The sequence below is a fragment of the Pseudomonas sp. P39-UII1 genome, assembly GCF_039672635.1.
In the GTDB taxonomy this organism is placed as follows: domain Bacteria; phylum Pseudomonadota; class Gammaproteobacteria; order Pseudomonadales; family Pseudomonadaceae; genus Aquipseudomonas.
Genome location: NZ_JBDFPP010000023.1, coordinates 32,544 through 45,531, shown reverse-complemented (window position 1 = coordinate 45,531; position 12,988 = coordinate 32,544). Strand labels below are relative to the sequence as shown.

The 12,988-nt window shown below is 62.3% G+C and carries 11 protein-coding genes; 7 read left to right on the top strand and 4 right to left on the bottom strand.

The window, feature by feature from the left end; all coding sequences use genetic code 11:
• Nucleotides 1–15: 15 nt before the first annotated feature.
• The 3 genes from ABEH27_RS21990 to ABEH27_RS21980 form a co-directional block, all read right to left on the bottom strand.
• Nucleotides 16–1,182: a PilZ domain-containing protein gene (locus tag ABEH27_RS21990; RefSeq protein WP_346615586.1), complete on the bottom strand. Its 1,167-nt coding sequence runs from the start codon at nucleotides 1,180–1,182 to the stop codon at nucleotides 16–18.
• Nucleotides 1,183–1,218: 36 nt separating this feature from the next.
• Nucleotides 1,219–2,700, bottom strand: coding sequence for a glycosyltransferase family 2 protein (locus tag ABEH27_RS21985; RefSeq protein ID WP_346615585.1), 1,482 nt, complete (start codon nucleotides 2,698–2,700; stop codon nucleotides 1,219–1,221).
• A gap of 82 nt (nucleotides 2,701–2,782) precedes the next feature.
• Nucleotides 2,783–4,099 (bottom strand): UDP-glucose/GDP-mannose dehydrogenase family protein, encoded by a 1,317-nt coding sequence (locus tag ABEH27_RS21980; RefSeq protein ID WP_346615584.1) that lies wholly within the window; start codon nucleotides 4,097–4,099, stop codon nucleotides 2,783–2,785.
• 916 nt (nucleotides 4,100–5,015) lie between these two features.
• Here ABEH27_RS21980 and ABEH27_RS21975 point away from each other — a divergent pair.
• From ABEH27_RS21975 to ABEH27_RS21950, 6 genes are all read left to right on the top strand, one after another.
• Entirely contained in the window at nucleotides 5,016–5,465 is a 450-nt protein-coding gene (locus ABEH27_RS21975) for a hypothetical protein (RefSeq protein ID WP_346615583.1), read from the top strand.
• A gap of 98 nt (nucleotides 5,466–5,563) precedes the next feature.
• On the top strand, nucleotides 5,564–6,352 hold the full coding sequence (locus ABEH27_RS21970; RefSeq protein WP_346615582.1) for a hypothetical protein: 789 nt from the start codon (nucleotides 5,564–5,566) through the stop codon (nucleotides 6,350–6,352).
• Nucleotides 6,349–7,014, top strand: coding sequence for an ABC transporter ATP-binding protein (locus ABEH27_RS21965; protein WP_346615581.1), 666 nt, complete (start codon nucleotides 6,349–6,351; stop codon nucleotides 7,012–7,014). The genes ABEH27_RS21970 and ABEH27_RS21965 overlap by 4 nt, the downstream gene beginning before the upstream one ends.
• A complete protein-coding gene (locus ABEH27_RS21960; RefSeq protein WP_346615580.1) occupies nucleotides 7,007–8,176 on the top strand; it encodes an ABC transporter permease in 1,170 nt (389 codons plus the stop codon). Before ABEH27_RS21965 ends, ABEH27_RS21960 begins: the two co-directional genes overlap by 8 nt.
• On the top strand, nucleotides 8,169–9,632 hold the full coding sequence (locus ABEH27_RS21955) for a TolC family protein (protein ID WP_346615579.1): 1,464 nt from the start codon (nucleotides 8,169–8,171) through the stop codon (nucleotides 9,630–9,632). Before ABEH27_RS21960 ends, ABEH27_RS21955 begins: the two co-directional genes overlap by 8 nt.
• Entirely contained in the window at nucleotides 9,625–10,842 is a 1,218-nt protein-coding gene (locus tag ABEH27_RS21950; RefSeq protein WP_346615578.1) for an HlyD family efflux transporter periplasmic adaptor subunit, read from the top strand. The genes ABEH27_RS21955 and ABEH27_RS21950 overlap by 8 nt, the downstream gene beginning before the upstream one ends.
• A 60-nt stretch (nucleotides 10,843–10,902) precedes the next feature.
• Here the strand turns inward: ABEH27_RS21950 and yaaA are convergent, their stop codons facing one another.
• Nucleotides 10,903–11,682, bottom strand: coding sequence for a peroxide stress protein YaaA (gene yaaA, locus ABEH27_RS21945; RefSeq protein ID WP_346615577.1), 780 nt, complete (start codon nucleotides 11,680–11,682; stop codon nucleotides 10,903–10,905).
• A gap of 136 nt (nucleotides 11,683–11,818) precedes the next feature.
• Between yaaA and ABEH27_RS21940 the strand changes: the two genes are divergently transcribed.
• Nucleotides 11,819–12,946, top strand: coding sequence for a polysaccharide deacetylase family protein (locus tag ABEH27_RS21940; RefSeq protein WP_346615576.1), 1,128 nt, complete (start codon nucleotides 11,819–11,821; stop codon nucleotides 12,944–12,946).
• Nucleotides 12,947–12,988 lie beyond the last annotated feature (42 nt).

The window sequence follows — 12,988 nt, the reverse complement described above, 5'->3', positions numbered from 1 at the left end:
CATCGGCTTGTCCTCTTACAGACCACGGGCCGCGGCTTTGTCGATCAGCCAGTTGAGCGAAGGGCCGCGGTCGCTGTTGACCGAAGCCGGGCGCCCGGCGAGTTCTGCTGGCAGGCCGCTGTCAGGCTTGATCTGGACACGGATGTCGGAGGCCAGGTCTTCGCTGTTGAGGCTGGCGCTGCTGACGATCTGGCCGGTGCGCACTTCGTCTTCGCCGGCCACCTGGAAGTTGACCCGGGTGCCTGGCTTGACCTCGTCGAACTGGCGGTAGCTGAAGCGCGCTTCGACCATCGGGTTGGTGGTACGCGGGATCAGCTGGAAGATCGGCTGGCCCTTGGCGGCGTACTGGCCGTCGTCCACCAGCTGGCGGGCGACCACGCAATCGCATGGGCTGGTGAGGGTGCCGGAAAGCTGCTTGCCGAACAGCTCCTCGACCTTGGCCGGCTCCAGCTGCGAGTCGTCCAGGTGGCCTTTGAGCATGTCCAGCATGCTGGTGCTGAAGCTTGCCAGCGGCGCGCCTTTGACCACTTGGCCGCCGGCCTGGACCAAACTGTTCACGGTGCCGTCACGCGGCATGGTGACGCTGGTGGTCGGTACTGCGACCACGCCGGCCTCGGCATGGCTGATGAAGTACATGCCATACAGCGACTTGGCGACGAAGCCGAAGGCGGCAACGCCGACCACGAACACGCCGAGGGTAACGGTCACTGCCTTGAAGCGGCCGAAGGCGGACAGCCCGGAGCCGCCGTCTTTCTGCTTGCGCGCCTTGGTGAAGTTGTCGCGCTGCAGGGTGCTGAGCACATCGCCCACGCTGATCAGTTCACCCGACAGGTGACTGGTGATGATGTGGCGCAGGGTAGCGATGTCGCGCGGTTCGAGGTTCTGGAACTGCGCACCGGTACGGCCGGTGCTCGGGTTGCAGGAGCGCACCTGGAACTCGATGTCCATCGACAGCCCGAGGTTGTCGACCACGAACTGCAAGCGCCCGCGCAGCACCTGGCCGACCTGCAGCGGCTGCTTGGCATGGAAGCTCAAGCCGCCAGCAGACAGGTCATCGACCTTGACCTCATGGGTTTGGCGTTCGCCATCCAGGTAGCGCAGCTTGGCCGGGATGCGCACCCGGGCGTGTTGGCGCTGGGCTTCGGACTCATGCACGACATTGACGTTCACGGCGGTATTCATGGTGGTTTGTTCCTGTTAATCCGATCCGGGTTGGGCTCACACGACCATGAACAGCACAGCGACGAAGATGCTGGCTGCCGAGAAGGTCATGGTCCGCGAGGACCAGGTGTTGAACCATTGTTGAAAACTGGCGAGATCACGTTTGAGGGCAGTGGGCTGGCGGGTCCAGGACTGCTTGTCGAGGCGGAAGAACACGTAGATCTTCATCATTGCGCCGACGATCTGGTTGTAATAGAGGATCAGCGGGTAGGCCGGGCCGACGTTGTGGCCCGAGCACAGCAGCATGATGGTGAGGATCAGGCGGGTAATGCCGATCCACAGCAGGTACACCAGCAGGAAACCGAGGCCGAACTTGAGGCTGGCGATCACCGCCACGGTCAGGCCCAGCAGGCTGGTCCACATCGATACACGCTGGTCGAACAGCACGATGCTGGTGAACAGCCCCAGGCGCCCCAGGCCCAGGCCGAGCGCGCGGGAGTTCTGCCGCAGGTTGTTGCCGTACCAGCGGTACATCAGCTTGCGGCTGGCCTTGAGGAAGCTTTTTTCCGGCGGGTGCTCGACCGTATTGATGGCTGCGTCCGGCACGTAGAAGGTGTCGTAGCCCAGGCGCATCAGGCTGAACCAGCTGGACTTGTCGTCACCGGTGAGGAACTTGAAGCGGCCCAGGCGCCAGTGCATCAGCGAGTCGCTTTCGACGTCGGCGATGAACTCGGGGTTGGTCACCACGCTGGCGCGGAACATCGACATGCGCCCGGTCATGGTCAGCACGCGTTTGCTCAGTGCCATCGAGCACATGTTGATGTGGCGCTGGGCGAAGCGCAGCTTGTGCCACTCGCTCATGATGTAGCCGCCGCGTACTTCGCAGAATTCGTTGGTGGTCAGGCCACCCACGTTGGGGTACAGCTTGAACCATGGGACGGTCTTGCGGACCACGCCTTCGGCCAGCACGGTGTCGCCGTCGATGACCGCGACCACGGCGTTCTCGTCCGGCAGCATCCGCGAGATGGCGCGAAAGCCATAGGCCAGGCCGTCACGCTTGCCGGTACCGGCGATGCGCACGATGTCGAGTTTGACGTGTGCCGGCGGGTTGTACTTGGCCCACAGGCTCTTCACCAGCAGCTCATCGGACATCTCAACCAGCGAGCAGACCACGGTGGTCGGGTAGCCGCAGTCGATCGCCTCGCGGATTACCGAGCTGTATACCTGGGCGGTGGTCAGCGCTTCGATACGAAAGCTGGTGACCATCAGGTACACGTGCGACGGGTCGGCTGCCGCGCCCATCTTCTGCACCTTGCGGCGCAGGTACGGGTAGACACCGTAAAGGAAGATCATGCCGCGAATGAAATGGGTGGCGCCCATGGAGTAGCGCCAGATGCCGACTGCGCCGACCAGGAAGATGAAGTGCTTCGACTGCGAGTCGAAGATATCGGCCGGCAGGGCCAGGGCGATCAACATGAGCAGGCTCATGTAGAGCAACCAACCGGCGCACTGCAACAGCACTGTCTGGAGCCTTTGCATGTTCAGCATCCGTGGAGAATTCTTGGGGGATGGGCAGCGCAGAGGCTCTGTGCAGAGCGCTCTGCGCTGCCCGGCCGAGGGCTTACCAGCAAATGCCTTCGGTACGGCTGGTGGTGCAGGTCGGTTTGCCCATGAAGCCGACCAGGTCGATCACTTGCTTGCCGTCCGGAGCCTGCTCGGCAAGGGCGCGGAACTGCTCGTCGCGGTTACCCAGGACGATGATGTCGGCGTTGTCGATGACCTGCTGGAAGTTGGCGTTGAGCAGCGACGACACGTGCGGGATCTTCGACTCGATGTACTCTTTGTTCGCACCGTGAACACGGGCGTACTCGACGTTCTCGTCGTAGATGTCCAGCTGGTAGCCCTTGCCGATCAGGCGCTCGGCCAGTTCCACCAGCGGGCTTTCACGCAGGTCGTCGGTGCCGGCCTTGAAGCTCAGGCCGAGCAAGGCGACCTTGCGCTTGTCGTGGGCTTCGATCAGTTCGAAGGCGTTCTGCACCTGCGACTCGTTGCTGCGCATCAGCGAATCGAGCAGCGGTGCCCGTACGTCGAGGCTGGAGGCGCGGTAGGTGAGGGCGCGCACGTCCTTGGGCAGGCAGGAGCCGCCGAAGGCGAAGCCTGGGCGCATGTAGTACTGCGACAGGTTCAGTACTTTGTCCTGGCAGACCACGTCCATCACGTCGCGGCCATCGACACCGACAGCCTTGGCGATGTTGCCGATTTCGTTGGCGAAGGTGACCTTGGTGGCGTGCCACACGTTGCAGGTGTACTTGATCATCTCGGCCACTTCGATCGGCTTGCGGATGACCGGTGCGTCGAGTTCTTCGTACAGGCTCTGCAGCACATCGCCGCTGGCGGTGTCCAGCTCGCCGATGACGGTCATCGGTGGGTGGTCGTAGTCCTTGATCGCGGTGCTTTCACGCAGGAACTCAGGGTTGACCGCAACGCCGAAGTCGACGCCGGCTTTCTTGCCCGAGCAGTCTTCGAGGATCGGGATGACCACGTTCTTCACGGTGCCAGGCAGCACAGTGCTGCGCACTACGATGGTGTGGCGGCGGGTGGTGTCGCGCAGGACATAACCGATTTCGCGGCACACCGACTCGATGTATTCCAGGCCCAGGTCGCCGTTTTTCTTGCTGGGGGTACCGACGCAGATCATCGACACGTCGCTGGCGCGGATGGCCTCGGCGAAGTCGGTGGTGCCACGCAGGCGGCCATTGGCGATGCCTTGCTGCAGCAGTGCTTCCAGGCCAGGTTCGACAATGGGCGACTTGCCCTGATTGATCAGGTCGATCTTGGTGCTGGACACGTCCACACCGATCACGTCATGGCCTCGCGCCGTCAGGCAGCCTGCACAGACCGCACCCACATAACCCAAACCAAAGATGCTGATACGCATCGCTATCACCTCATGTGTTTATCACGTCAGCTCTTCCGGGAAGAGCCGGACTGGGTTGATTAACATCAGTTTCAGGGCGCACGGATCCCTGGCGAATGCACACTTCACCGAGCGCAGGCATGAATAAATCCGGAGCGCAAAAAGTTATGCACTCAAAGTTGGCAGTTAAAGGCCAGTAATTAAAAGGCGTGCCCTGAAATGCAGCCGTCTTTATTGCAAAGCGCTACGTGGCGCCCTGCTGTGCTTGTTTTTTCAAGTGGATAAATCCTTTGAAATCAACCACTAGGACGAGTTTAAAGGGGCGCGGCTCTCCTGCATGGACAGGGCGTTCAGGGGAACCTGTGGCACCTGTCGAAGTTTCTGGGGCGGGCGTTTGATGCCTGCCGGTTGTCATCTGTAAGTCATCTCTCACACCGTCGGGGCATGAAATTCGTTACGGCACTATGAGCGATAGGTCGCAGGAGAAGTTCCTGGGTGAGTTTTGCCTCGATGAAAGATTTCTAAATAATTCTTCAGTGGCAAATACTTTCAAACTGATAGCACAGGGGCGTTTTACCCCTGTATATAAAGGGCGAGCCTGAGGGGAGATGTTTTTATGCCAGTATCGAAAAAATTTTTTCAAAATTCGTCAAAAAAGTACGAACGGTCTTATGACGGTTGGCGATAACCCCACTCTTGACGGATTCATGGCGCCGATTTGTTGACATGGTGGCGCGGTGATGCATGCCCCCTGGTGGTGCGTGCTCACATTCGGAAACACTGCAAAGCCCTACGAAAGCTAAGGTTTTGCCCGGGGTGGTCGTTAACCCCAAGGGACGCTCACTTGGAGCTGTTCATGTACGACGGAGCGTCTTGGGCAGCCTGGGGCCACTGGCCACCAGGGGCGTCTCATCCTTAACCACAGGGAAGAGACGAGATGACGCTAATGAAAAAGACATCGCAGGTTTTGCTCGCCACCGTATCGCTGCTTGCTGCCGCGTTGGCGCAGGCTGGGCCTAACGTCAATGTGACGTTCAAAAATGTGGGGACTGTACCCGCAGAGTTGAAGATGGTTACGTCGAACGAGACCAGTACCTATCAGATAGCCAGCCCTAAACCGGCCCAAGGGGTCCCCGCGGGTGGCCAGATCAACTTCAACGTGCAGCGCGTGGTAAGCCCAGACGTCAATGCCGCCATGGTTCGCTATACCATTGGCCGTAAAACGTGCGCATTTGGTACAACTTTCCAGATGCGCGTACTTCCCGGTGGGATAAAACAACCCCAGTGGACCAAAACTGCGACGCCCAGCGGGGGAGCAACGTGTACAGCGAATATAACCAGCACGCGCGCGGATAATTCATGGAGTGTTGAGTTCACCATGAAGTAACTCATTCCAGTGGCTGCAATCTGCCTCGCCTGTGAGCCTGCGAGGCAGATTGTTTAGGCATATACCATTTGCTTGCGCAATAGTGACATGGGTGAGTTATGGAAATCATCAATACTTTCGTGATGCGCGAATTGAATTTAAATAATTCAGTACCTATCAGGCGCGTCGCTGATCCTGCTGAAGCTGAACAGACAAAGCCTGTAACAGCGCCCTCATCGGACACGCGAAGTGAGATATCGTCGTTAGCCCGCCAGCTCAGCGATGCCGCAACACGCGCGGCGTCCAGGGATGCTCAGTTGGGTCGAAAAGAGCTTGCGGAGCTGGCCAAAACGATACTGGATAAAGTGTGGGGCGGCAGTTACCAATTCAGCAAAAGTGCCTACGACGCCTTCGTCCCCGATACCGAAGATTCTGCATTGCTGGAGCGCGCACGGCAGGCGACAGCATTTTTAAACGGTAAGGAAGAGAACCCTTTCGGGCAACTCGCTCGAGAGCAGTTGAGCTTGATCGTGTATGACGAAGGCGGTGAATTTACAATGAATGAGCGTCATGCCGCCTGGCAAGAGCTGAGTAAGCGCGAATGTGAGTGGACTGTATATATGGGCCATAAAATCAGTGCTGAAATTCAAACGACAGGAAGTAAAGATCAGGGGCTTTATGAAATGCTCGATTACTACAGGTCATTACCTCCCATTGAACAAGCGCAGCTGGGGAATTACGAAGCTGACATCATGATGCAATTCTCGATTTCCGAAGTTGAATGGCCTGAATTCAATACTTCGCTGATCGACATGATTGCCAAAGAATGGGAGCCGGCGAAGGACGCTATGGCTAACCCACTCGACCCGCAGGCTGAAGGTTCGCCCAACGGGGAACCCAAAGCATGAACCCGATCGTCACCCTTCAGGGCATCACCCGCCGACTGGGCACTCAACCGGTGCTGCACAACCTTTCACTCACCATCCCGCACGGCCAGACCTGCGCCATCATCGGCCCCTCCGGCGCGGGCAAAAGCACCTTGCTCAACCTGATTGGCCTGCTCGACCAGCCTTGCTGCGGCCGGATGATGTTGGCCGGCCGGGACATGACGGCAACCACGGCAGACCAACGGGCAATCCTGCGCAACCGCATGCTGGGGTTCGTCTTCCAGAGCTTCAACCTGCTGCCGCGGCTTTCTGCGCTGGACAACGTCGCCTTGCCGCTGAGCTACCGCGGTATTGGGCAAGCGGCCGCGCGGCGGGCGGCGCGGGCGCAGCTGGAGGCGGTCGGGCTTGGCGAGCGTGCGCAACACTTGCCGGCCGACATGTCCGGCGGCCAGCGGCAAAGGGTGGCCATCGCCCGGGCGCTGGTGACCGAGCCTGCGTTGCTGCTGGCCGATGAGCCGACTGGCAACCTCGATGGCGCCACGGCCGAGGAGATTGCCGGGCTGTTGCTGCGGCTCAATCGCGAGCGCGGTGTGACCTTGCTGATGGTCACGCACGATCCCGCCATGGCACGGCGCATGGACCGTTGCATCGAAGTACGTAATGGCGGGGCCTTCGATGCCTGAGTGCTATGGGCCTTCCTGGTCACAGCGCCTGGGCGAGGCGTTGGCCGGCTTGCGCCAGGCGGGCCGTCGCACAGGGCTGGCGTTGATCGGCATCGCCGTGGGCTGTGCCGCGCTGGTGGCCTTGCTCAACATCGGCCACAGTGCGGCGCAGCATGCACAGCAGTTGTATCAGGGCATGGGGAGCGAACTGCTGGTCGCCAATCTGCAGGCTGAGGCAGAAGGCGTGGTGCCGGCAACGTTGGACCTTGCCGGGTTGCCTGCCTCCATTCGCGCCGCGGCGCCACTGATGGTCACGGTAGCCACGCTGCAACTGGCGAGTGTGCGCCAGGAGGTCATGGTCGCTGGCAGCACCTTGCAGTTGGCACCGGTATTGGGCCTGGAGGCCAGGCAAGGCCGGTTGTTGTCCAGCTATGACGACGATGCCACGCACGTGCTGTTGGGGGCTGCGTTGGCCCTCCATTTGAATGCAACGGTAGGCGATTACCTGCAGCTGGGCCGCTATCTGTTCGAGGTAGTTGGCGTGCTGGCGCCCCGCGGCCACAACCCGCTACTGCCCTTGGAAGTCGACGAGGCGTTGTTGATGCCGCTGGCAGGCATGCGCCGCCTGGGCGTTGCCCCGCAAGCCGGCATGCTGCTTGCCCGTGGGCATGACGCGGCAGGCCAGCAACGCACCGCGCAATTGCTCGCCCGCTACCTGCGCGCACGCTTGCCGGGGTACGAAGTGGACGTGCAGTTGCCCCAGCAGTTGCTTGAAGGCATGGCCAACCAGTCACGGATGTTCAACTGGATGTTGGGTGGGTTCGCGGGTATCGCCTTGCTGCTGGGTGGGGTGGGGGTGATGAATGTGATGTTGATGAGCGTAACGCAAAGGCGCCGCGAAATCGGCGTGCGCCTGGCGTTGGGCGCACGTGCCCGCGACATCGCCTGGCTGTTCTTGCTCGAGGCCGTGTTGCTGGCAGCGGGTGGGGCAGTGCTTGGGGCGCTGCTGGGGCTGGTGGCTGCCGCAGGCTTTGTCCTGATGTCCGGGTGGGGCTTTGCCCTGCATGTGTTCTCGATACCGCTGGGTATGGGCAGTGCGCTGGCGCTTGGGTTGTTTTTCGGCCTGCAGCCGGCGCTCGCTGCCGCACGCCTGCAGCCGGTGCTGGCACTGCGGGATGATTAGGCCTTTGCTTGCCCTGTGGCTGGCATTGCTGGGCGGGTCGGCATGTGCCACCGAAGTGTTGCGCCCGTCTTACCCCAGCCAGGCACTGGCAGTATCCGCCATCGCCTGGACAGCCTCCGAAGGCGGTGAAGTGGAGCTTGAACTTGCCGATGCCATCGCCCTGGCCCTGCGCGACAACCGCGCTGTCCGCAGTGCCTACCTTGAACGCATCGCGCAGAAATTCGACCTGCGCGTGGCGCATGATCGCTATGCCCCGCAGCTGCAACTCAAGGCCCGCTACCTGGGTAACCGCAACAGTGATGATCACTACCGCGAAACCCAGCTGGCCCCCTCGGCGAGCTTGCTCACACCCTACGGCACTCGCCTGAGCCTGGATTGGGCCTATGGCCAAACTCGCGCCGACCGGGCTGGCGCACGATACCGGGATGGCGCCAACCTGATGGTGATCCAACCGCTGTTGCGTGGCGCCGGGCGGGAGGTGGCCAGCGCGCCCCTGCGCCAGGCCCAGCTGACTGAGCAACTCAACCGGTTGGCGCTCAAGGACAGCGTGGCCCTGGCCATCACCCGTACCATCCTGCATTACCGCGAGCTGCTGCAAACCCAGGAACAATTGAGTATCGCCGAGCAGGCGCTGGCGCGGGCGCGGCAATTGCTCGAGGTCAACCAGGCGTTGATCGCCTCCGGGCGTATGGCAGCGTTCGACAGGGTTCAGGCTGAGGCCGAAGTGGCCAGCCAGGAACTGGCACTGGAAGGTAGCCGCAATCAGCTGCATGCCAGCCGGCAGGCCCTGGCCCAGGTGTTGGCCGTGGACCTTGGCGCGCCTTTGCGGGCGGTGGAGCGGGTTGAGGTTCAGCGCTTGCAGGTGGATGCCGAGCAGGCGCTGGTGAAAGCGCAAGCGCTGCAACCGGCCTATCTGATGCAGTTGATCAGCGGCGAACAGGCGGCCATCGACCTGCAGGTGGCGCGCAACGGCCAGTGGTGGGACTTGGCCCTGGTCGGTGGAGCCAGCCAGACTCGCCAGCGGCCAGGCAACCACGCCAGCTGGGAGCACTATCTGGGCCTGGAGGTGGAAATTCCCATCGGCGACTTGAGCCGCCGCCAGGCCGAGGTACGGGCGCGGGTGGCTGTGGAGAACCAGCAGGTCAGCCTTGCCGAGTTCCACCAACAGTTACAGCGTGAGGTGCTGGGTGCGGTGCGTGATACCCAGGTACGCTGGCGTCAGCTGGAAATTGCCGGGCGGGCCTTGGCGTTGTCGCGGCGCAAGCTGGAGATCGAGCGGGAGCGGCTGGCAGCGGGGCGCTCAAGCAACTTCCAGGTGCTGAGTTTCGAGGGCGACCTGCGCCAGGCCCAGCATGCCGAACTCGATGCCAGGATCGCCTACCTCAATGGCCAGGCGCAACTTGACCAGGTTCTGGGCACCACGCTGGAGCGCTGGGCGGTCGCGCTGAATGACTAGCTGGCGGCGGTTGGCATGGCTGCTGCCCGGGCTGCTGGCGCCGGTGCTGTGGTGGGCGTGGCCCGCTGCCGAGCCGCCGATTGCTGACGAGCGCTGGGTGTGGGTGGAGCCGCAACGGCTCGAGCGTCGCTTGGGCCTGGTCGGCAAGGTCCAGGCGGCGCGCCAGGAAATTCAAGCTGCGCCCTTTGACGCGGTGGTCGCCGCGCTGATGGTCGCCGAAGGGCAGCGGGTGAGCGCTGGCCAGCCGCTGTACAGGCTCGATACCGCCCAGATCGATGTGCAGACACGTCAGGCCGAGGCCGAGTGGCTCAAAGCCCGTGCGAGCCACCGGCAGTTGCAGGGCTGGCAGGCGGGGCCTGAGGTCACGCGGGCACGCCGGTCGGTGCTGGCCGGCCGCGCTTCGCTGGCGCTCAGCCAGGCGGCGTTGGTAGACACGCGGCGCTTGTTCGAGCGCGGGATCGTTGCCCGTATCGAGGTCGACAGCCTGGCGCAGCAAGTGTCGGCGCAGCGCCAGGCCTTGCAGGATGCCGAAGACGAACTGCAGGGGGTGCTGGCGCGTGGGCAGGGTGATGGGTTACGCATCGCGCAGATGGAACTGACCAACGCCCAAGCGCGTTGGCAGGCATTGCTGGCACTGCGACAGCGGCAGGTAGGCACTGCACCTTTCGCCGCCCTGGTTGCGCCCGTCGGTAGCCGCGACGGCGCAGCTGCACGCGCCGTGCAGGCTGGCCAGCAGGTCAGCCAAGGCACCCCATTGCTGGCGCTGATCGACCTGGGCCAGCTGCAGGTGCTGGCCGGGGTGCACGAACAGGATCTTGCCTGGCTGCGCGAGGGGCAGCAGGCCGATGTGTTGGTCGCGGGCCAGGCACTGGCAGGCAAGGTGCGGCGCATCGGGCTTCAGGCCAGGGACGATGCGGGGCAGGGGGCTTGGTATGACGTGCTGGTGGAACTGGATGCGCCTCGCGAGCCAACGGAATTGGGGCTGCGCCTGGGGATGAGTGCGCAGTTGACAGTGAGGGTTCATCGAACGGAGCAGGGGGTTGCGGTGCCAGCGCAAGCACTGCGGGTGGATGAGGCAGGGCGCGATTACGTGCGCTACCGCAGTGCGGCTGATGGGCCGGAGCGCAGGGTCGCGGTCACGGTCGGTATCGCGGTAGCGCAAGGGGTAGAAGTGCAAGGGCTGCAGGCGGGTTATGTGCAGGTCCCGTAGGGGGCCGCGTTGCGGCCCTGTCGCCAGCAAGCCGGCGCCCACAGGCAGGTGTTGCGCCGATCAATCGGCAGGGTGGTCGCGCAGGAACACCAGATGATCAGCTTTGGACTGCTCGGCACTGTAGTAGTAGCCCTGCACATCGAACTGCTTGAGCTGCTCCGGGTCGTTGACCCGCTCCTGGATGACGAAGCGGCTCATCATGCCGCGGGCTTTCTTGGCGTAGAAGCTGATGATCTTGTACTGGCCGTTTTTCTGGTCCTTGAAGTCGACGTTGATCACCCGGCCCTTGAGCGCGGTGCGTTTCACGGCGCTGAAATACTCGTTGCTGGCCAGGTTCAGCAGCAGGTCATCACCTTGGTCGGCCATTGCCTGGTTCAGCCATTCGCTGATGCGTGTGCCCCAGAAGGCATACAGGTCCTTGCCGCGGCTGTTGGCCAGCTTGGTGCCCATTTCCAGGCGGTAGGGCTGCATCAGGTCCAGTGGCCGCAACAGGCCGTAAAGGCCCGACAACATGCGCAGGTGCTGCTGGGCGTAGGTAAAGTCGTCCTCGCCGAGGGTTTCGGCATCCAGGCCGGTGTACACGTCGCCCTTGAAGGCCAGCAGCGCCTGCTTGGCGTTGGCCGGGGTGAAGTCTGGGGTCCAGCTGCCAAAGCGTGCGGCGTTGAGGCCGGCGAGTTTGTCCGACAGGTGCATCAGTTCGCTGATCTGCGCCGGCGACAGCTCGCGCAGCTGCACGATCAGCGCCTGGGAGTCGTCCAGGTACTGGGGCAGGGTGAAACGCTCGGTCACCGGCGGGGTGTCGTAATCGAGGGTCTTGGCGGGGGAAATCACCGTCAGCATCGGGTCGGCTCCTGGAATCGTTGCCGGGGATTCTACGGATTGAAGGGGTGAACGCCAAACTATGGTGACAATAGACACAGACCATCGTTTGAGCAGGCGCTATAGTGCCCGTTTCGCCGTCACGGAGAGACCGATCGTGCGCATTGCCGGTGCCTTGCTGGCCTTGATGATGAGCCTGGCCGCCCAGGCCGCCCCCATTCCCCCGGCCAGCCTCGACCGCAGCCTGTGGCCCGAGCAACTGGACAGCCCGGCGCTGTTCGATGTGGCCTCGCGGGCGGAGATCCTGTCGTTTGCCCAGGTACTGCATGAAAGCGAGCTGCTGGATGACGCTACCCTGGCGGCACGCTTGGGGCTGCGCCAGATCAACCTGCAGAAGGTGCGAGCAGTACGGGCACGCATGTGGCAGCGTTTGTGGCAGGGTTACCAGCAGGCGCAGCGCAGTTGCGAGCAGGATGCCTCGTTCTGCTATCTGGTTGAGTCCATGGCTGACTTACGCACCAAGGCGGCGACATTTGCAGCTGATGTCGGCACGTTCTATACAGGTTGGATAGAGCCTAGCCACCAGTTCCATGTGCGCTATCTCGATGAACAACTGCGCAAGGCGGCGTTGTTGCCACAGACCAGCAGCGAGGTCGAGCGCCTGTCCAACCGCGAGCGCAATGGCGATGAACTGAACGATCGCATGTTCCTGCTGACCTTCGTTGGCGGCCCTGGCCCCGAGGGCAGCACCACCGATACGCTGGCCCATTACCTGCGCAAACAGAAGCTGCAGGGCACGTTCTTCGTCTTGGGCAACCGCTTGCAGCAGCGCCGTGATGCCGGTGCCGTGGGCGCGCTGAGCCGACTTTATAAAGGACAATGCGTGGGTATTCAGGGCTGGGAATACCGCTCGCATGCCCAGTGGAATGGTTGGCAGGATTCGCTCAAACGTAGCCAGGCCCGGGTGCAGGCCGATTTGCCGGAGCAATATGTGCCGCTGTTCCGCCCACCGTATGGCCAGCGTCGGGCCGATGGCGAGGCGTTCATGGCCAGCCAGCAACTGCGTGTTTCGCTGTGGGATATCGATGCCCAGGATGACGGCCCGTTGAGTGCTGAAGCTTCAGCCCAGCGGGTGGTGACGTTGATGCTGCTGTGGCGCAAGGGCGTGATTCAGTTCCACGACAGCCTGCCTAAGGCTCAGCCGGCAGTGGAATGGTTGCTGCGCAATACCGCACAAAGTGGCATCGGTTGGGAGGATTGCCGCGAATACGGCTATCAGGATTAACGGGTCTGATTTCTGACTGTAGACCCGTCTGGGGTCAGCGCC